The 20,569-nt window shown below is 27.6% G+C and carries 19 protein-coding genes; 1 reads left to right on the forward strand and 18 read right to left on the reverse strand.

Translation table 11 applies throughout. The annotated features are described in order from the left end of the window. Positions 1–41: 41 nt before the first annotated feature. The 13 genes from E5347_RS05525 to E5347_RS05585 all read right to left on the reverse strand — a co-directional run bounded on the left by E5347_RS05525 (position 42) and on the right by E5347_RS05585 (position 13,508). The gene (locus E5347_RS05525; RefSeq protein WP_136005347.1) at positions 42–1,676 is read right to left on the reverse strand and encodes an ABC transporter ATP-binding protein; all 1,635 of its coding nucleotides are present in this window, start codon (positions 1,674–1,676) and stop codon (positions 42–44) included. Between the two features lie 220 nt (positions 1,677–1,896). Next, entirely contained in the window at positions 1,897–2,688 is a 792-nt protein-coding gene (locus tag E5347_RS05530) for a CPBP family intramembrane glutamic endopeptidase (protein WP_136005348.1), read from the reverse strand. 165 nt (positions 2,689–2,853) lie between these two features. Next, a complete protein-coding gene (locus E5347_RS05535) occupies positions 2,854–3,759 on the reverse strand; it encodes a hypothetical protein (protein ID WP_136005349.1) in 906 nt (301 codons plus the stop codon). A gap of 170 nt (positions 3,760–3,929) precedes the next feature. Then, positions 3,930–4,376, reverse strand: coding sequence for a GNAT family N-acetyltransferase (locus E5347_RS05540; RefSeq protein ID WP_136005351.1), 447 nt, complete (start codon positions 4,374–4,376; stop codon positions 3,930–3,932). 113 nt (positions 4,377–4,489) lie between these two features. Beyond that, positions 4,490–4,891, reverse strand: coding sequence for a 2'-5' RNA ligase family protein (locus tag E5347_RS05545; RefSeq protein WP_168354909.1), 402 nt, complete (start codon positions 4,889–4,891; stop codon positions 4,490–4,492). Between the two features lie 160 nt (positions 4,892–5,051). Beyond that, positions 5,052–5,363 carry a hypothetical protein gene (locus tag E5347_RS05550; RefSeq protein ID WP_136005354.1) on the reverse strand — a complete coding sequence of 104 codons (312 nt, stop codon included), beginning with the start codon at positions 5,361–5,363 and terminating at the stop codon, positions 5,052–5,054. Positions 5,364–5,475: 112 nt separating this feature from the next. Further along, positions 5,476–6,432, reverse strand: a complete 957-nt coding sequence (locus tag E5347_RS05555; protein ID WP_136005355.1) for a GNAT family N-acetyltransferase — start codon at positions 6,430–6,432, stop codon at positions 5,476–5,478. 133 nt (positions 6,433–6,565) lie between these two features. Then, positions 6,566–7,174: a DUF6273 domain-containing protein gene (locus E5347_RS05560; protein ID WP_136005357.1), complete on the reverse strand. Its 609-nt coding sequence runs from the start codon at positions 7,172–7,174 to the stop codon at positions 6,566–6,568. 402 nt (positions 7,175–7,576) lie between these two features. Beyond that, entirely contained in the window at positions 7,577–8,038 is a 462-nt protein-coding gene (locus E5347_RS05565) for an RrF2 family transcriptional regulator (protein WP_136005358.1), read from the reverse strand. Between the two features lie 15 nt (positions 8,039–8,053). Then, a complete protein-coding gene (locus tag E5347_RS05570) occupies positions 8,054–8,623 on the reverse strand; it encodes an NAD-dependent epimerase/dehydratase family protein (protein WP_136005360.1) in 570 nt (189 codons plus the stop codon). 254 nt (positions 8,624–8,877) lie between these two features. Next, positions 8,878–10,191 carry a HAMP domain-containing sensor histidine kinase gene (locus E5347_RS05575; protein ID WP_136005361.1) on the reverse strand — a complete coding sequence of 438 codons (1,314 nt, stop codon included), beginning with the start codon at positions 10,189–10,191 and terminating at the stop codon, positions 8,878–8,880. Continuing rightward, positions 10,184–10,861: a response regulator transcription factor gene (locus E5347_RS05580; protein ID WP_136005363.1), complete on the reverse strand. Its 678-nt coding sequence runs from the start codon at positions 10,859–10,861 to the stop codon at positions 10,184–10,186. Before E5347_RS05580 ends, E5347_RS05575 begins: the two co-directional genes overlap by 8 nt. 301 nt (positions 10,862–11,162) lie before the next feature. Then, positions 11,163–13,508 (reverse strand): ATP-binding cassette domain-containing protein, encoded by a 2,346-nt coding sequence (locus tag E5347_RS05585; RefSeq protein ID WP_136005365.1) that lies wholly within the window; start codon positions 13,506–13,508, stop codon positions 11,163–11,165. Between the two features lie 553 nt (positions 13,509–14,061). On the opposite strand from E5347_RS05585, the gene E5347_RS05590 reads away from it, so the two are divergent. Continuing rightward, positions 14,062–15,384 (forward strand): sodium-dependent transporter, encoded by a 1,323-nt coding sequence (locus E5347_RS05590; RefSeq protein ID WP_136005367.1) that lies wholly within the window; start codon positions 14,062–14,064, stop codon positions 15,382–15,384. A gap of 52 nt (positions 15,385–15,436) precedes the next feature. Here E5347_RS05590 and E5347_RS16820 read toward each other — a convergent pair whose 3' ends face one another. The 5 genes from E5347_RS16820 to E5347_RS05610 all read right to left on the reverse strand — a co-directional run bounded on the left by E5347_RS16820 (position 15,437) and on the right by E5347_RS05610 (position 20,459). Further along, positions 15,437–15,601, reverse strand: a complete 165-nt coding sequence (locus tag E5347_RS16820; RefSeq protein WP_168354910.1) for a hypothetical protein — start codon at positions 15,599–15,601, stop codon at positions 15,437–15,439. Then, entirely contained in the window at positions 15,570–16,763 is a 1,194-nt protein-coding gene (locus tag E5347_RS05595) for a serine hydrolase domain-containing protein (RefSeq protein ID WP_136005369.1), read from the reverse strand. Before E5347_RS05595 ends, E5347_RS16820 begins: the two co-directional genes overlap by 32 nt. 204 nt (positions 16,764–16,967) lie before the next feature. Next, the gene (locus E5347_RS05600) at positions 16,968–18,080 is read right to left on the reverse strand and encodes a 5-methyltetrahydropteroyltriglutamate--homocysteine S-methyltransferase (protein ID WP_136005370.1); all 1,113 of its coding nucleotides are present in this window, start codon (positions 18,078–18,080) and stop codon (positions 16,968–16,970) included. A gap of 162 nt (positions 18,081–18,242) precedes the next feature. Then, on the reverse strand, positions 18,243–19,154 hold the full coding sequence (locus E5347_RS05605; protein WP_136005371.1) for a LysR family transcriptional regulator: 912 nt from the start codon (positions 19,152–19,154) through the stop codon (positions 18,243–18,245). Positions 19,155–19,409: 255 nt separating this feature from the next. Then, positions 19,410–20,459, reverse strand: a complete 1,050-nt coding sequence (locus E5347_RS05610) for a helix-turn-helix domain-containing protein (RefSeq protein ID WP_136005373.1) — start codon at positions 20,457–20,459, stop codon at positions 19,410–19,412. Positions 20,460–20,569: the final 110 nt, after the last annotated feature.

The raw sequence follows: 20,569 nt of genomic DNA on the forward strand, positions 1-20,569 counted from the left end.
CTTTAATTTTGTATTTAATTTCCCTTTGTATAATACTTCTATCAAATTATATATTTTTCATTTACATTATATAAATTATAAAAATATAATTTATTATCTATTAATTCTTCTAAACTTCCTTCTTCAATTATTCTTCCATTCTTCATAACATATATATAATCACACTTACTCAGTAAATTATAAGATAATTGATGGGTGATAACTATAGTTGAAGTATCTTGCAAACTAAGCACGCTATTATTAATTTCATTAGCTGTAATATTATCTAGGCTAGAAGTAGCTTCATCTAGAATTAGAAACTTAGCTTTACATATTAATGCCCTTGCAATACCTATCCTTTGCCTCTCTCCCCCTGAGAATATACTCCCATTCTCACCTACATTGGTATTTAATCCTTTAGGAAGTCTTTTTATAAATTCTGATAGCCCTGAAGCTTCAATTACATCCATAATTTCTTTATCACTATATTTGTTATATAAAGTTATATTGTTTTTTAAAGTCTCATCAAATAGAAATATATTCTGATGAATATATCCTATTGTCTTGTACAAATAACTTGAATCTATTTTAGAGATTTCTATATCATTAATTTTAATTTCTCCATTATTATATTTGTAAAAATTTAAAAGTAACTTGGCAATAGTACTTTTACCACTTCCGCTTTCTCCTACAATTGCATACTGTTTACCTTCTTTAAATTTCATATTTATATTGTTTAAAGCCATAACTTCTGAATTTTTGTAATTAAATGATATATTCTTTATTAATACTTCTAAAGGTAAATCTCTAAGATCTTGTCCTTTTTCCTCATGAACCTTTTTATTTATAATTTGTTCTAACTTATTTCGTATTTTTAAAGTAGAATTTATTTCAGCTAAAATAGCTGGCACTTGTTCTAAAGGTGCTACTACTCCTCCAATAAGTTGAGATAAAGATATTACTAATCCAACAGATATTGCTCCTATAATAGCAAAATATCCACCAATAACATATGTAATTACATACATTGCTGAGCTAAATAACATAGATATCCACCCTGCTAAATATACAGTTTTTCTAGCTTCACATCCACTTTTCTCTCTTATTTTATTCAATTTCGCATTACTTCTTATTATCTTATCTTGAATGTTAAAACTTTTTATTACTTGAAATCCATCAAAAAAATCTTTAATTTGAGAGGTATATCTTTTCATGTTTTCTGAATACTTCTCCTGTAAATTTGCTAACTTTATATCAAAAAATTTTGGAATTATAATAGAAGATACGGCAACCATAATTAAAATTATAGTTATCGTATAATTTAAGAAAAATACAGTTATAAAGGAAAAGATAAAACTTACAATTACGTTGTATAAAGATAAAATATTATTATAATAACTATCTCCTAATAGTTTAACATCATTATCTAATATGGAGATATAGGTTCCTGTATTAAATTCATTAAATGCTTCAGTATTAAATTTCAATATCTTCGTAAATAAATGATTTTTTAAGTTTACAAAGGTTTCCTTCAGTATATTTTCTTTAATATATTTTACTATTAAAAGAAAAAAACAATCTAAAATTGCATATATACCACACCACATTGCAGATATTTTTAGCATATTCAAATTTTTATTAATAGCCGAATTTATAACTGGTTCAAACGATAGTGCAAACTTAATTGAAAAAAGCATGAAAGTGGAACTAATAATATAAAAAATGCCATCATTATTTTATTTTTAAATAAATATTTTCTTAAGTTATTTTCCATATAACCTCCCCAATTGATTATCTTTATTTTTGTTATACTTTAATTTCTTTTATAATTTAGAATCTTTACTAAGTTATTACTTATCAATGCTTTTAATCTATTTACTAAATAGGATTTAACTAACATAACTTATACTTGTACTATTAACTACTCTTTTTCTTATACATCACAACAGTTATAATTGAAACAATAATAATCATAGAATTTGCCACAACAGTTCCTATCCAAGTCATAGTCATAGTGCCGAAGATGGGTGATACTGCATTAAACATAGTATGAAATAATACACACATGAACACACAGCCTTTTCCTGATATTTTGTAAATTGCTCCATTAAAAAACCGAAAAGCCATGAGTTGAACTGCAAACATCCAAAAGTTAATGAGTCCATCTCCATGATTAGTTCCCGAAATAAAAAAGAGAGGGATATGCCAAAAAATCCAAATAATTCCTGTGAAAATAGAAGATAAAACAAAGCCATATTCTTTATCAAGCTCAGGCTGCAATATGTACATCCAACCTGCTTCTTCCAAACCACCGATAATAAGGCTCCCAGGTAGAGAAAGGAAAAACGTATAAAATGGAAGTACCATTTCCATACGACCTGAAACTACAATATGTATAAAAAAATACAGTGAAAGGCCTCCAACAACGAATAAATAAAGTAAAATGTTATTTTTTAAATAAAAAACTGTTTTCAACCATTCCTTAAAATCTACTATTTTATTATTATTCTTCAGAACTATATATGAAGCAATAGCTGGTGATAAAATATAGATTGCAAAAGGAATGTTCATCCCGAATTGTTTTAACGAGTAAACCCAATTATAAACTGAATAACCGAACTGCCCAAGAAAAATTAAAGTTCCTGATACAAGATAGGCTATGCAAAAAGTCAGTATCGTAAATTGTACGATAATTTTTTTATCTGCCATGATTTCTTCACCTCACATTTTGAAGTATTCATTAAGTTTTAATGGATGGAATATTTTACTTTTATCACTTAATGTTATCTTTCTGCTAATTCAAAATTAAGCTCCTCAAAAAATTCAACTAATCTCCATTACAAATTCTTATTTGTCTAACCTACATATTAGAATTTAGCTACGGATTGCTTTAATATATCTCATATTTTTTATAATCAAATCTGATTTCCACCAATTTTTGCTACTGTTCCATTGTTCAGGATAATCTGTCCATGACCATGTGATCCTCCATGTACCATCTGATTCTTGAGTATTTAAGATAAACTCACATTCATAATCGCATATTTCTTTATTCTGCATATAGAAATCACTTGTTTTAGTTCCTATGAATAAGGATGGTTTACATACATAATCAACTGCCCACCTTGATGTATCATATGTTATAACATGTTTTATCTGTTTATGTAGCAATGTATTAAATTCCTCTATATCCAAAAGTTCATTAATTGAGCTTTCTTTTATATACTCATACAATTCAACAAAGCAAGAAACAGTGTGCATAGATTCCATAGGAAAATTTATCTTAAAATAACTGTATGCTTCTTTAGCAAGAACACAAGCCAACTCAAAGATTTTGCTATTTTCATCTGCAAACTTCAATATAAAACCAATAAAGCATGCTGTAGGATTATATGATATTTCCTGAGAAGTTTCAAAATGCCACCATGGTGCATGTGGATAATCATTGTTAGTAGTCACTGTATTTAACCATGTATGTCCATCAAAACCCTTTCCTGAGGATAAATAATTCAATATTCCTTGTATAATAGGATGATTTTTATCATTGAAATTTATCTCTTTAATTATCTCCGTAGCAACCCAAGTTTGAACTGGTGATGAATTAGGATTCCAATAATCTGGCTCAAGTGCATTTCCAAATCCTCCATCCTCATTTTGGTACGCAGATAATGCTATCAAAACCTCTTCTTTACTTCCGTTTTCAAATAGATATTTCCATCTTGCTATATCAAGGGGCCTAGCATTCCTATAAATAAAATTCCTAGCTTGTTCATAATACATAATCAAACCTCCATTTAGTTTCTATGATAATTTCATAGTTATCAATCAACTTTATACTAATTAATTTATTACTTCTCCCTTAGCGAAATGAGTTAATTAAACATTAGCTAAATTAAAATTTGATTTGATAGTAAACTCATGCTTAATAAGCATCCTTAACTTATTAAAACTTAGTTAATAACTAATGCCATAACTGGATCATTTCCATCTAAAATGCCTGTAAAACTGAATCCTAATTCCTTATATAGTTTAATTGCAATCTCATTTTTTTCACTTACACTTAGGCAAATATATTTAGACACTGAATAATAATCTTTTAAATATTTAATTAATAGATTTAATGTTTTCCTTCCATATCCCTTGTCTTGATAACGATAATCTATTAAAAATCTATCAATCCATAGATAGTTCTCAGAATTTAATCCATACATTGTAAATCCTATCATCAAATTATTATAGTAAATCCCTACAGGAGTCCACTTAATACCATATGCATTATTTTTTGCATCATCCAATGCCTTTTCCATACTTTCAATATAATCCTTTTGAGAGTTATTAACTTTTAAACTTAGAACTTCACTGATATTTTCATTATTTATTTCTTTGAATATAATCATTTTTTCACCTTTAACATCATTAATAACAGATATTCTTGCTTCATAGAATGTTTATCTCTAAACAAGCTTTTAACACTTGTAAAATACTGCTTCCTATAATATTTTTAAGTCTATTAACTGAGTTCCTGCTCTAACAAAATAATCGATTCTTCATTTTCACCAATCATTTCAACATATATCTTATTTACCAAGGTACTAAATCTATCCTTATATTTACTAACATCATCAAATGCTTTATTTAGTAGCTCCATAGAAGATAGCTTTCCAACTGTCATATGTGGGACATAATCATAACCTAAATTAAATTCCTTAAGTTTATCTTTATATAAAATATCATGAATACTTTTAATTACATCCATACCTTGTACTACATTTAAAAATAAGTAATTTCCATATCTATCTTCCTGTTTACTAAAACCTTCTAACTCAATTTTGAAAGGATGTATATCCTTTAAACTCTCTCTCATATATAAATTCAGCTCTTCATTAGTTAGCTCACCCTCAAATGGAAACACTAAAGTAATATGTCGTAATACTAAATCTTACAGCGGATCGTATTTCTTACGAATATCATTTATAATATTAATATTTTTAAAATCAGGAAAAATCATAATAACTCTTGTATCCATACTAAAGTCTCCTCTACAAATTACTAATTATTAAGCTGATAAAATTTTAATATTTAATTTCTTTTCCCCTCAAAATAATATCTGATAAAATATGTGCATTTTTATAATAATAATTAAACATTTCATCTCTTTCTCTAGAGTTATCATTCAATTCACTTTCTATAAATTCAATGCATTCATTTAAACATGAAAGTGTTACATCCCATATAAATTGCTTATAATCAGGTTTATATAGCAACTTATTATATACTTCCTTTAAGAAAATCTGCCTATATTCATCCGTCATATAAAAAGGAAATGGGAAAAAGTCTTCTGAGCCATGTACTATTAGTCGTGCAATATCTAATGAATATGGCATAATACCTGCAAATCCCCAGTCTATTAAAGTAATTCCGATACCATTTTTTATTGCATTACACTGAAGGAAATCTCCATTACATAAAGTACGTGGGCATGTTAATTGTCTCTCATTAAATTTCTATAATTCTTTCATCAATTCGTCTAACAAAGCTATAAGTATAAGCTTCAAAGTATTTTGTCCAAAATCTAAGTGCCGTTGGATTCAAGGTTTCACAATCAACACCTAAGTATTTTAAACCTTCATCTGATAACTTTTTAATAGTGAATAATAATAATTCTTGTGCAACTGTGCTATTTCTATATTGCTCCTCAACATAAGTGCCACAGATATTTAGTACCTCTTCATCCTCTGAAATGAATGTTTCAGCTTTTTCACATACTTCAATATAACCTACAGGTCTGTTATCATTATATGCAGCAAAAAATCTATTTTTTCTCTCTTCACATTTTACTGCAAACTCATCAGCTGTTAAGTATGATGCTGGCATATATATAGGACTTCCATTCATATGCTTAGAAAGACCATTTATTAAGTTTAATAACTCACTAGATTTTTCATAGCTAATTTCTTCATATCTACATCCACTATTTATCTTTGCTTCATCTAAATTGGTCAATTTTTTTATTGCATCACTACAACGAATTCCAAAGCCATTCAATATGAATGATTCTATAATTTCTTTATCATGTGCATATTTACAAATTGCAAAACTAAATATTCCATCTTTAATCATTAGTTTAGATACATATTCAAATAGTAAGGATGCTGTTTTTTTTCTATTTCTTCCTCCAAATGCACTTCCAAACAATGGGGAAAATGAACCTTTTACATTTCCAAATTGACCTTGAAATCCACCCCAAAACACTAGATATCCTACCAGTTCTTCATCTTGAATTGCTAATAATCCATATTTACTGCTAAAAATATCAACTATCAATTCTCTCAGTTTTGCTCTATAATTTTTTACCAATAGTTGCTTATTATTGATACATTCATTTTTATATTCTTTCATTGCTAACTCAACAGCATCATCTATATATTTTAATTCTAGTTTTCTAAATCCCATTAAATCCTCCTTTTATACCCTAATATCATAATTTCAGATTTTAGCTCAAAAATCTTATCCCAACACATTAATTTCACTCTTTTAACTCTTGCATCTAGTCCAACCCACGTCTAACATTTTAGCAATAATTTAATTATAGTTTTAACCACAAAGCAGGACGAACCCCACCTTTATTATCCCCTAAATAGTGAAAAAGACTGATGTTACATCTGAAGATATTATTCCCTTGGATACCTATATTACCATCACCGTGGACGTAGACAGCTCTTACATTATGGCGACCAGGAGCCCGAAGCCACCACCACCATAACCCATCCTTGAAGGTAGCACTTCTCTTAATATTATTTTTGTCTTTTCTTTGAAACCAATATTTTTGATTCTTACCACGATTATGCAGATTTGCACTACTATCTCCAAAATATCTGCATACCATATCTTCAATATCTAATAAAAAAATTCTATCCTCTGTATCTTCACCACCATTGGTACCATACCATGGGTTATTTGAATTCTTATTTATTACCGGAATTATTCTTGATCTGTTTGTCACGGTGAACTTATCATAAAATTCCCCATTAAGATATTTTCTTAACTCACAGTCAGCCCATGTAGTATCTTTATAAACATCATGATAAGCACGTTGTTCTATTATATCTTCTGTTATAATCAAAGCAGCATTATTTTTTATGTCAAGTATGCGCCATTGGTATCTGTCAAATACTATTTTATCTCCTACTTGCATTTTTCCTCCCTGTAATTTTATATTTTAAATCTCTAAGACTTAATACATCTTGCTTCATTATTACTATTTGATTAAAACTACTACTTTCCCATCTTAACTTTGACGATATTATTAAAGTTTATGACTGAACACCTAACTTCCCTAGATTATTATTTATTAATCTTTTTCAATTATTACTTAATTATAACATATTATGTAAATTTATATTATACACTTACTCAAATATTTACTTCATAATATATTGATATTCTATCTCTGAATAATAAAGAAAAAAATACCGCATATCATTCTGATAATACGGTATCTACTTCAATTAAATATCAACTTCTATTTTCTTAACAATTTAAATTATTTTCAGGCATTCAATCTACCATTATATATAAAATAATTAGGAATAATCTATTATACCCTTTCATTCCAATCAATCTTCAAATTAGAATTATTTTCGTCAACAAGTAATTCTGATAAATTTACTGCTTCTAGCTGAGTATTAAATGCATTAATTCCTAAAGAAATAGTATCAAGCACTTTTTTCTTGCTTTGTTTAGTATGTTCATCATCACTAAAAACATGTTCAGCTAAATCTGATACATTAAAGGTAATTCCTTCTGTTTCAATTGCATTATATACATCATATAAAGTTGTTTCCTTTAATGATTTTTTTAATTGAAATCCTCCATCTTTACTAGCATTAGATGTAATTAAATCTGCTAACACTAGTTTTCTTAGAATTTTTTTTAAATAAGAATCTGATACTTGTAAAATATTACTCATAACATTACTTTTTACTGTTTGATTATCCTTTTGTAATCCTAGCATCAAAAGAACATATATTCCTTGTTCAAAACTTTTGTTTATTTTCACAATAAAACTCCATTCTTATTTTGTTAATTTAGTAATTAATTCATTAGCTACATCTTCTACATGAACTGGTTTTAATTTCTTTGAAAATACTCCTAATACTTTAAAGACAGGAACCATTTTAGCTAATGCATCTTTTCTATCTCTACCATATACAACCGTAGGTTCTACATATTCGACTCTTTTATTACTTAATTTAAGCATATTTATTATATCACATTTTATATCTGTAAAACTTTTAGGTCCTAAAATACCACCAATAAAGCCTATTTTATCAATATTATTTTTTTCAGCTATCTCTAACATCACTTCAGCAGGCTGTTTATTAATTTTTACAAGTTCTGCACTATCCTTTTCTGGATGGCCTACAAAATCTATAATACAATCAATTTCTTTAGGCAATACCTTTTCTACAGAATTATAATCAGTTACATCTGCTGATAAATTATGTATTCTTTTATCTACTAATTTATTATTTCCTGATCTTGAAATAACATAGAATTCTACGTTTTTATCTTTTTTTAACCATTGTCTAGTTACCTCTCTACCAATATATCCGTTTCCACCAAGTAATACAATTCTTTTCATAATGCACTCTCCTAATCCATAGATTTAATATCTATGGATATTATACATCTATAGATATTAAATATCAACAGATTATTGATAAAAAAATGTTTCTTGATTATTTATATAGCACAAAAAATAGTATCTCCTAACTGTAAGATACTATTTCTTATATTTATAAAACACCGTACTTTCTCTTTCTCCCTCTTAAACTTTCATTTATGTGAACCATATTATTCCTTGTAACTGTAATGAAAATATCCTTAGTTATATTATTAATATGGGAGACTTATTAATATCTCAGTATATTTTCCAGGTTCACTTTCTACATGTATTTCTCCTTTAGATAAATCAATTATTCTTTTACAAATAGATAATCCTAGTCCATATCCTTCACCTTTTCTAGAACTATCTCCTTGATAGAACTTATGAAATACTCTCTTTTTAGTATCTTCATCCATTCCACATCCATAATCTCTTATTTTAACAAAGGCATACTCTGGATTTTTGTAGCAACATATATCAATTTCACTATTTTCTTCCGAAAACTTTATAGCATTATTGATTATATTTATCCATACTTGCATTAAGTACTCTTCTTTTCCGTAATAAGACATATTGGTTAGATCAAAATTAAATGATATATTTTTATTAGTCCATTCTTTTTCAAGTAGTATAACAGTCTTCCTAATTTGCTCATCTAAGAAAAACTTCTTATTCCCTTTAAAATTATCTATATTATCAAGTTTTGAAAGTGTTAAAATATTAGATGATAACTCTGATAACCTACTAGCTTCATCAGTTATAATATTTAAATATTCTAGTCTTTCTTCTTCTGATAGCTTGGTATTTTTAAGTATAGTTGCAAATCCATCTATAGCTGCTATTGGCGTTTTAAATTCATGAGATACATTATTAATAAAGTCAGTTTGCATATATTCAATATTCTTTAAATCTCTAGCCATAGAATTAAATTTTTCTACAAGCATACCTACTTCATCATTACTTTTTATATCAATATTTATATCAAAATTACCTGCAGATATTTCATTTGTAGCATCAGCTAACTTTTCTATTGGTCTTGTAAGCTTTCTTATTACAAAACTTATTATAAATGAACAAATTAATATATTAATAAATAGTACTACTTTGTTTATACCCGATATAATACGTCCTATATCTGAATAATGCTTTAATTCCAATGAAATATAAGTATTATTTATTTTTCCTACTACCTTAGCTGTAGGTCTATGAGCTACTAAGTATATTAATTTCTCTCCTTCAATAATCTTCTTTTCTTGAGATTTTCTTAGATTTAATTCATCTATATCTTTATGTACTGCTAAGCTATACCCTAATCCATCATACAGATTTATTAAGGTATCTAATTTTTCTTCATAGTTTTTAGAGCTTTGTAATTCAGATATTATTGTTTCATATCTATTAAATAATACTTCTTCTATTTTACTGTCTATATAAGGACTTACTATTAAAAATGATAGTAAATTTCCTATTATAATAGATACAATAAAGGCTACTACAAATTTAAATTTTATAGTGTGTCTTAATTTTCTAGAACACCTAATCATCTTCTCTTACCGCCTTATATCCAAGTCCTCTGACTGTTATGATTTCAAATTCCTTGTAATGTGAAAACTTTTCTCTTAGTCTTCTTATATGTACATTTACTGTTTGCTCATCACTTTTCACGTCCATTCCCCATATGTCATCCATCAATTGCATGCGTGTAAATATTTTATTAGGGTAGCTCAAAAGCTTGTACAACAGATAGAATTCTTTTTGTGGCAGTTCTATTTCTTCATCACCTTTTGTAACAGTTAGCTTATCATAGTCAAGTACCACATCTTTTATAGCTAATTTATGTTCATTATTTATATTAGCTCTTCTAAGTAATGCTTTAACTCTCATTAATAATTCTTCTAAATCTATAGGCTTTACCATATAGTCATCAATTCCTAGTTTAAATCCTAATATTTTATCTTCTTTAGATTCCTTTGCTGTAACTATGAGTATTGGTAAATTAGAGTATATTTCTCTTAATTCTTCTATAAGCTCAAATCCATCCATATTGGGCATCATAATATCGCATATTACTAAATCTATCATATTATTATTTATTATCTCCAGTGCCACAAGTCCATCTGTAGCACTATAAGTTTTATATCCATTGTGCGTTAAATAAACATCAATTAACTTTCTTAATTTATTATTATCTTCTACTATTAATACTTTAACCACACTATCCCTCCTAAATTAATATCTATAAGTTAAAATAATATTTTTATATTTTATTAAGTTAGTTCATATGTAAAACATTTCAGTTAGGTAATTACAAGATAAACTTATTTAAAAATCAAAATATATATATGCTTTCAATTAATATAATTTATTTTCGAAACTATTTTTCACTTAAAATAACATAAGTCCTCAAAATTTAATTACTTATTGAAACATATATAATAGGATTTTACTATATTTTCTGCTTAATATTAATAGGCTATCTTAATTTATATCATAAGATAGCCTTTATATTTATTTCTTATTCACTTCTAAGTGCTTCTACTGGATTTTTTCTTGCTGCCATTTTTGATGGTATCCATCCACCTAACATAGTAAGTGTAACACTTATTATTAATAATGATATTGCATGTACTGGATTTAATTTTGCTACTGACTCTAACTCTGTCATTTTATATAGAATACTGTTTATTGGTATTGTAAGTATCCATGCAATTGATATACCTAATACACCTGAACCAGTTCCTATTATGAATGTTTCAGCATTAAATACTCTAGTGATATCTTTTTTTCTAGCTCCAAGTGCTCTTAATACCCCTATTTCTTTAGTTCTCTCAAGAACTGATATATAAGTTATAATACCTACCATTATTAAAGATACAACTAATGATGTAGCTGCAAATGCAACTAAAACTATAGTTATTCCATCCATAATTCCACCAGTCATGTCTGATAGCACCTTTGATAAATCAGTATATACTATTTTATCATCAGATGACTTATTTTCATTATAGTCATCTAAGTAAGATATAACTTGATCTTTATTTTCAAAGCTCTTTGGATATAACATAATCGCATATGGAGTCTCATCTCCACCAAAATATGCTATTAAATTTTTCTTAGTCTCTTCATCAACAGCTTCTCTTGACATAACATTATAGTCTGCATCTTTTTGAGCTTGTACTACATCAGAGTCCTTAGCTCTCTCTATAACTAATTCAGTTAAGTCATCACTATAAGCGATCCCTTCACCTATTAAGGAAATACCAGCCTCTTCTTTGATACGTACTACACCACTTAATGTTAATGTAACTGAATTATCTGAGTTATACATTTTTTCATAATCACTTGAAGGCATAAATGTATTAAATTGTGTTTTTTCATAATAATCATTATTTGAAATAAGCTTAAACTCCATACCTACTAGATCTTTGAATTTGATACTATTTAAATCAGTTGTATCTATTCCAAGATTCTTCATAGCATTTACATCTACTCTATTTTTAGAATCTACTATAAGTACTAAATCTGTCTTTGACTTAGGATATTCCCCTTCTAATAAATCATAGTTTTTTTCTATAAATGATATACTATCATCCTTTGTAGAACTAGGATAAGAAGCTAATCCGGCACCCATTTGACTACTTTGTGATGAATTACTTTTATCACTACTGCTAAAAGCTATAGGCTCTATTTTATCATCAAATTTTCTTAAAAGATTCATAGATGCTATTCTTGTATAACCTATAGTATCTACAAGTTCTGGGTCTATTCCTTTAATATAATCTACATACTCTTCTGATATATTATTTGTATGTATTAATGTATTTTCACTTGGGTCATGTAAATAAACCTCATCTGAGTCTACATATTCAGATGTTCCTGTAGCCTTTTCTTTCATTTCTTCTCTTCTAGATTCCATGGCTTCTTTAGAAATTTCTTGAGTTTGCTTTGAAATAGTAATTGGATATTCTGCTAGTGCATCTTCTTGCATTTCTGCTATTTTAGCATCAAATCCATTTGATAAACTAAGTATAACAGCAATTCCTATAATACCAATACTTGATGCAAGAGCTGTTAAAAATGTTCTTCCTTTTTTAGTTTTTATATTCATTGCTGATAATTTTAAAGCTGTAAAAAAGCTCATGCTTGTTTTCTTTAATGAATATTCTTCTTTTTTACTTTCAACATTTAGTGGGTTTGAATCTGATACTATATTTCCATCTCTAAATTCTACGATTCTATCAGCATAATCCTGAGCTAATTCTGGATTATGAGTAACCATTATAACTAATTTATCCTTTGATATTTCTTTTATTAACTCCATTATTTGCACACTAGTTTTTGTATCCAGTGCTCCAGTAGGCTCGTCCGCAAGAATTATATCTGGATCATTTGCTAAAGCTCTTGCAATTGCAACTCTTTGCATTTGTCCTCCTGATAGTTGATTAGGCTTTTTATGCACATGGTCTTTTAGCCCTACTCTTCCAAGAGCTTCAAGCGCCTTTTCCCTTTTTACCTTAGCTGAAATCCCACTTAAAGTCATACCCATTTCAACATTTGATACTATATCTAAATGTCCTATTAAGTTATAACTTTGGAATATAAACCCTATACTATTATTTCTGTAAGAATCCCATTCAGAATCTGAAAATTCCTTTGTTGATTTCCCATTAATAATTAAATCCCCTGAATCATACTTATCAAGTCCACCAATAACATTTAAACATGTTGTTTTTCCTGATCCACTGGGACCTAATATCGCTACGAATTCATTTTCCCTAAAATTTAAAGATACACCATCTAGTGCTACCTGGATAAACTCACCTGTGGTATAACTTTTCTTTATATTTTTTAATGTAAGCATAATTGTACCTCCTTGATGCTAATAAACATAATATACACATGCTACATTAACTTAACATTAACTTTTTCCAATTATATTTAGTTTATTTAATTCTTTCTTATAAAAATCCCATTTATTTATGATAAAATCCACTTAAAATATACAAATAAATTCATTTACTTTATTCTTATTTTTCTATGCATAGTATTTTACAAAATAAATTTAATATTGACATATATATAATTTACTGGTATTATTTTGTTAATATTTTAATACATTAGGAGATAAATTATGAAAATTAAAGCAGACCTATTAATTTTAAAATTAAATAATAGCTTTTTCTTTAGCTTTTTTAGATAGGTTTGTATCTATATAACGTCTTTCATAGATACAAACCGCACGTATTTAGTGTTTTGTATCTATGATGGCTGAAGTTTTTAAGTTGCAATAAAACAAAGTCTCATAGGTAATGCTATGAGACTTTTTATTATCCTAGGCAAAGGGTCTCATAGCATATAAGCTATGAGACTTTTTTTATATAAATTTTTCTATTATACATTAGGGGGTAAAAAGATTGGAAAACAAAGAAAATAGAGAAAAATTCACAAGTAAATTTGGCTTCATTCTATCATGTGTTGGAGCTGCTGTAGGCCTAGGGAATATATGGATGTTCCCTTATAAATTAGGTGAAAATGGAGGGGCTGCTTTCTTAATACCTTATTTCATTTTTGTTATACTTCTTGGTACTGTTGGTTTAATAGCAGAATTTGCTTTTGGTAGACAATTTAGAGTAGGATCAATGGGTGCTATTCAAAAGATTTTTAGAGAAAAGAATCTAAAGTATGGCAAATTATTATCTGCAATTCCCACTATAGGTTTAACTGGAATTTTTATGTTTTACACAGTTGTTATTGGATGGGTATTAAAATACTTTAAAATTAGCTTAACTGGTGAGATTTCAAAAATAGATATAGAAACTTACTTCACTACTTTTACAAATAGCAATAGCGCAGTGTTTTGGCATGGATTAGCTGTGCTAATAACTTTAATTATAGTTAGTTTTGGGATTTCTAAAGGAATAGAAAAAATAAATAAAATCATAATTCCTTTACTTTTTATTATATTTATTCTTTTAATAGCAAAGTCCATAAGCTTACCTGGTTCTATAGAAGGTGTAAAATATCTTATTTCACCTGATTGGTCCTATTTATTAAAAGCAAATACTTGGGTTATGGCGCTAGGGCAAGCCTTTTTTACAGTATCTTTAACTGGATGTTGTATGGTTATGTGTGGAAGCTACACTGATGAAAAATTTGATATTCCAAATTGTGCTATAAATACTGTAGTCTTTGATACTCTTGCCGCTATGTTAGCTGCTTTTATGATTATGCCAGCAGTATTTGCCTTAGGTCTTAATCCTACCGCTGGACCAGCTTTATTATTTGTAACTGTTCCTGGTATATTCCAGACTATGCCATTTGGACAAGTACTAAGTGCTCTATTCTTTTTAAGTATAATTTTTGCTTCTATTTCATCTTCTATAGCAATGCTTGAAGGACCTGTAGAAGCAGTTATGCATTTAACTAAATGGACTAGAAAAAAGAGTGTATATATTACTGCATCTATAGCATTTATACTATCTATTCCACTAAGTTTAAGTGATTTAGCATTTAATAAATTCACAGATTTTATAACTATAGTATTTTCTCCAATCGGTGCATTAATAACTGCAATAATATTCTTCTACATTCTTGATCCAAAAGAAACTTTAGATAAGTTAAATTTAGGTACTAAACATAAAATGGGAATGTGGTTTATGAATTTTGGTAAGTATATTTTTGTACCAACTACAGTTCTTGTAATAATCTTAGGATTAATATATGGAGGTATTGGTTAATATACAAGAATGCTAATAGGCTATAGTTCTACAAACTATAGCCTATACTATATTAATAAAATGATGGTTTATTCCAATCAGTGTCAGGCTCGCTAACTCCTAGACTAGCTTTAATATACTCACTACTTTTTTCTTCAATAATATCCATAATTAATTGAGTTACTGCATGACGAGTAACTTGTTCATCAATTAATGGCTCCTTCTTCAACTTGTCCATCTAAATATTCTCTTATTAGATTTGTATGATATTGAGCATCCAAATTATCTATTTCTGGATCTATATTTTCTAATACTATTATTGTACGGTCTTTATTTATATCATATTCCGTATTTGAAGTAAAACCATCTATTACCCCGCTATGGCCGATTATATTATCTTTTACAAAAAGTCCATACCCATAGTCATCAACTGGAGTTATCATTTCTTCATAAGATTTTCTTGTTATAATATCACCTTTATGTAACATCCTACTCCAACGAAACATATCAAAAATATTAGAATAAATTGCTCCAGCAGCATAAGTAAATTCATGATTAGCTACTATTACTCCTGATTTATCACTTCCATGTCCCTTAGCATCAGAATTTAATGGTATTACACTACTGCTTCCCATTTTAGATGGTTTAAATATATATTCTTCTAAATAGTCTTCAAAAGACATACCACTTACTTCTTCAATTATTAATCCAAGTAAATAATAATTTGTATTACAATAATCATATTCTTCATTTGGCTCAAAGAGTAACTCTGTTAGATATAGATTTTTCAATATTATTTCTGATGACCACCTATAATCTTCAACATATTTATCATAATAAGCATTACTTTCATACTCTTTAAGAATTTTTTTAGTATCTTCGTCTCTCATAAATAAATCTAATTCATTGAGATAATCAGGAATACCAGATCTCATTTGCAATAAATTCTTCATTGTAATTTTATTGCCATACTTATAATCTGGAAAATACTTATCTATAGTTTCATCAAGACTAATTATATTTTGTTCAACTAATTGCATTATAGCTGTTGCAGTAAACTGTTTTGTATTTGAAGCAATAGCAAATCGTGTTGTCAATTTATTTTCTATTTTCTCTTGAGCATCAGCGTATCCATATGCTTTTGCAAATACAATATCATCTCCATCAGCTACTAATACTGTACCTTGAAATTTCTTATTGGATTCTTCATCATCTAGTAGTTCTTCTAATTTTTCATATCCTGGTTTCACAATTTTCTCAGCATTTCCATCAATTTTTCTTGTTTCCTCATTTACAATAACGTTATTGCTGCTATCTACAGTTGTTTTATTACATGAAGTTAAAGTTAACATGCAACTATAAATAAATAATATTACTAATAGTAAATATCTTTTTTTCATAATTCCTCCACTGCATTTTTCTTACATATTTATCTTAACATCTATTCTTAATAATTTATAGTTAACCTTTAATGAATTTCGTTATATATTAAAAAAATTTGATATTATTATTATCTTTTATAATAAAATTAACTTTAAATCGAACTTAACTAAAAAAGCTTATTAACACATTATTTTGAGTATTAATAAGCTTTTTTTAATAAATTAATTCCAAACTTCACTTGCTATTTCTTTAACTAATTTTAACTTTGCCCATTGTTCTTCTTCTGTAATCTTATTTCCCTCTTCTGTTGATGCAAAACCACATTGTGGACTTAAGCATAATCTTTCTAATGGGATATATTTTGTAGCTTCTCTTATACGATTTATTATACTTTCTTTACTTTCAAGTCTAGGTAATTTTGTAGTTATAAGTCCTAATACTACTTTTTTATTATCACTTACATATTCTAATGATTCAAAACCACCTGATCGCTCATCATCAAATTCTAAATAAAAAGCATTTACATTTTCATTTGCAAAAAGATCTTTTGCTACTCTATCATATGCCCCTTGACAAGCCCATGTTGAATGGAAATTTCCACGGCATATATGTGTATTAATTACCATATCCTTAGGTTTACCTTCAATAGCAAGATTATTTATCTTAATTAATTTTTCAATAACTTTTTGTAGTCCAACTTCATTTGTTCCAAGAATAAAGCAAGCATTAGGATCAACACATACTCCCCATGTACAATCATCAAATTGAAGATTTTTACATCCAGCTTGGTATAAATCATAAATTACTTTTTTATACCCTTCTGCAATATCATTAATTAGCTCTTCTTCATTAGGATAAATTTCTCTAGTCTTTTTTATATTATCTGTAGTAATCATTTGAAATAAAAACTGTGCTGGTGCAGGTATTGTTTGACGTGCAACTGTATTTTCATCTTCAAATTGTTTTACAAATTTAAAATGTTCTACAAATGGATGCTTATCAACAGAAACTTTTCCTATAAGGAATGTGTCATCAATTAGTGCTGGCTCTCCGTGGAATGGGATGCCACTTTCTGTTTTTTTATGTCCCACTCCATTAAATGCCCACATAAAATCAAGATGCCATGAACTTCTTCTAAATTCTCCATCTGTAATAACAGGTAGTCCTACATTTTTTTGTTTTTCAATTAACTCTGTAATAGCTTTATCTTCTATATTTTTTAATTTCTCATTATTTATCTTTCCTTCTGAATAATCTTTTCTAGCTTTCTTTAAATAATCGGGTCTTAAAAAACTTCCAACAATATCAAATTTAAAAGGTGAATCTTTACTCATATTATTTCTCTCCTGTCCCTATTTATATTATAAATCTAGTATAGATTAATTTTTTATTATTTAAAAATACAAAAAAATATGTGTTTGATATAGCTTTAAACTATATCAAACACATATTTAATTCTTACTGCTATATTAATTTATAAGCTTCAAAATAGGTTTTCACTCCATATAATCACTAACATGATTCTTTAAGAATTCCATATATGCCTTCCCGTATCTACTTAGAGACATATTCTTTTGTACAATAGTTCCAATACACATATGTTCATCTACCTTAAGTGGCCTTGCGATTATATTTTCACCATTAAGCTCTTTACTTATTACACCAGAGCTTACAGTATATCCATTTAAGCCAATAGCAAGATTAAATAAAGTTGCCCTATCCCTTACCTTAATATTTTTATTGCGATCAAGAGTGCTTAAAATTTCCTCTGAAAAATAAAAAGAATTATAATCCCCCTGTTCAAATGAAAGATATGGATACTCTTCTAAATCTTCTAATGTAATTATATCAAGTTTAGCAAGTGGATGTTTTGAACTAATAAATACATGAGGTTTTGCAATAAATAGTTTCTCAAACACCAAACCATTTTGTTTAATAATTTTCATAATTACTTCCTCATTTTTAGATGAGGTATATAAAATTCCTATTTCACTTTTTAATCTACTTACATCATCAATAATCTCATAAGTTTGAGTTTCTCTAATAGTAAAATCATAGTTATTTCCACCAAACTCTCTAATAACATCTACAAATGCATTTACAGCAAAAGAATAATGTTGAGTAGATACTGAGAATCTTAGACTTTGTTTCTTTACATTTAAAAACTTTTCCTCTAAAAGATTAAACTGTTCAAGAACTTGCCTAGCATAGGCAAGAAACTCATTTCCTTCATTTGATACAATAATTCCCTTATTAGTTCTATTAAATATAGTAATTTGCATTTCTTCTTCTAACTCTTTAATGGCATTAGTTAAGCTTGGTTGAGAAATAAATAATTCCTTTGCAGCACTACTAATTGTTCCCTTATCTGCAACGGTGACTATATATTTTAATTGCTGTAATGTCATACTTCTAATCTCCTTTTACTTATTTATTATATAAGATTTTATGGTTAATTTGAAGTTTTGGGCTATTTATATTTATTATTAAACATCATTTACGAGTATATTATTTACGAATAATAGACTAATAAATAACTCAATAAGAGATAAATTCATCAGTAAAGAACTTTATTTTCGTTTATCACTTTAAACCCTTAGGTCAATGCAAAAAAACACAGAACCTTTAGAGTCTGTGCTTGTTTAATAGTATCTATACACTTTTTATTTATTATACTTATCTATAAGTTCTAAAAACTCCTTATTATCTCTTAAAAATTCTAATTCATTATCCTTATCATTTTTAAGTGCATTTAAAAAGCTCGATAAAAAGATCTCACTACTATCAACTTTATTTTCTTTAGGTTTTATATGTTTATATAATTTAGAATTTGATATATCCCACGTCTTCCTCATTGAAGTTAACATCTTATCTAAAATAGGAATTAAATTATCAACATCTTTTTGTACTGAATACAAGTGGAAATATGCAGCATATGAATTATAATCCCAAAAATCAAATAATTCTATTGCTTTTTCTATAACTTCTGCAAAATACTTCGCGTCCTCGTTACGATTTTCCTTTAAAGCAATTTCCATCATAAATCTTAAAATAGTGAATATCTCATTTCCTTTAGATATTAATTTATTTTCAAAAAGCTCTGAGGCCTTATCAAATTCTGAAGCTTTAATGTAAAGATTACCTTGTAGTTGAGTCTTATCAAAAGTAATATTAGGAAGCTTATCTATACAAGCTTGTGCCTTTTCATATTCTTCCCTTCCTAAATATTTATTAATTAACATAGAAGTTGCTTGATTAGCAATTTCTATATCACTACTATTTGACGCTTTTACATATAATTTTTCAATGTCTTTCTCATAATCTTCTATATTTTCAATTGCAAACATAAATAAACTACCTTCAAGTATAGTTGCTATATTTAAAATTAACTTATCACAGTTTGGATACTCATGAATCTTATCAATTGCCTTTTCATAACCTATATCAAAACCTTCACTTCTGATTATTTCCACTAATTTATTTAAAAAATGTCCTATTTCAATATCAGTTAAATCCTCTTTAAAAGAAAGTAAAGTATTTAAATCTACTCTTAAAAGCCTAGCTAAAGATGGTAATATAGTTATATCAGGATAGCTAATCCCCTTCTCCCATTTGTTAACAGCAGGAGTTGATACTCCAAGAGATTCAGCAACCTGTTCTTGAGTTAATCCTTGAGCTATTCTTTTCTCTTTTATAATTTCATTTATCTTCATAAAAACTAATACTCCTCAATAAATAGTAATATCAAAAGCTTTTGTTACTACTATTTTATCAAGTAAGCCAAATTACTACAATTGAACTATTGTTAATTTATAAGTAAATA

Source organism: Clostridium sartagoforme (assembly GCF_004794105.1).
Taxonomy (GTDB): domain Bacteria; phylum Bacillota; class Clostridia; order Clostridiales; family Clostridiaceae; genus Clostridium; species Clostridium sartagoforme_B.

Bases quoted from the DNA above. Each gene is read 5' to 3' on its own strand.
- E5347_RS05525 (WP_136005347.1), bottom strand. From the start codon at position 1,676: ATGCTTTTTTCAATTAAGTTTGCACTATCGTTTGAACCAGTTATAAAT.
- E5347_RS05530 (WP_136005348.1), bottom strand. From the start codon at position 2,688: ATGGCAGATAAAAAAATTATCGTACAATTTACGATACTGACTTTTTGC.
- E5347_RS05535 (WP_136005349.1), bottom strand. From the start codon at position 3,759: ATGTATTATGAACAAGCTAGGAATTTTATTTATAGGAATGCTAGGCCC.
- E5347_RS05540 (WP_136005351.1), bottom strand. From the start codon at position 4,376: ATGATTATATTCAAAGAAATAAATAATGAAAATATCAGTGAAGTTCTA.
- E5347_RS05550 (WP_136005354.1), bottom strand. From the start codon at position 5,363: ATGCCATATTCATTAGATATTGCACGACTAATAGTACATGGCTCAGAA.
- E5347_RS05555 (WP_136005355.1), bottom strand. From the start codon at position 6,432: ATGGGATTTAGAAAACTAGAATTAAAATATATAGATGATGCTGTTGAG.
- E5347_RS05560 (WP_136005357.1), bottom strand. From the start codon at position 7,174: ATGCAAGTAGGAGATAAAATAGTATTTGACAGATACCAATGGCGCATA.
- E5347_RS05570 (WP_136005360.1), bottom strand. From the start codon at position 8,623: ATGAAAAGAATTGTATTACTTGGTGGAAACGGATATATTGGTAGAGAG.
- E5347_RS05575 (WP_136005361.1), bottom strand. From the start codon at position 10,191: ATGATTAGGTGTTCTAGAAAATTAAGACACACTATAAAATTTAAATTT.
- E5347_RS05585 (WP_136005365.1), bottom strand. From the start codon at position 13,508: ATGCTTACATTAAAAAATATAAAGAAAAGTTATACCACAGGTGAGTTT.
- E5347_RS16820 (WP_168354910.1), bottom strand. From the start codon at position 15,601: ATGGACAAGTTGAAGAAGGAGCCATTAATTGATGAACAAGTTACTCGT.
- E5347_RS05595 (WP_136005369.1), bottom strand. From the start codon at position 16,763: ATGAAAAAAAGATATTTACTATTAGTAATATTATTTATTTATAGTTGC.
- E5347_RS05600 (WP_136005370.1), bottom strand. From the start codon at position 18,080: ATGAGTAAAGATTCACCTTTTAAATTTGATATTGTTGGAAGTTTTTTA.
- E5347_RS05605 (WP_136005371.1), bottom strand. From the start codon at position 19,154: ATGACATTACAGCAATTAAAATATATAGTCACCGTTGCAGATAAGGGA.
- E5347_RS05610 (WP_136005373.1), bottom strand. From the start codon at position 20,459: ATGAAGATAAATGAAATTATAAAAGAGAAAAGAATAGCTCAAGGATTA.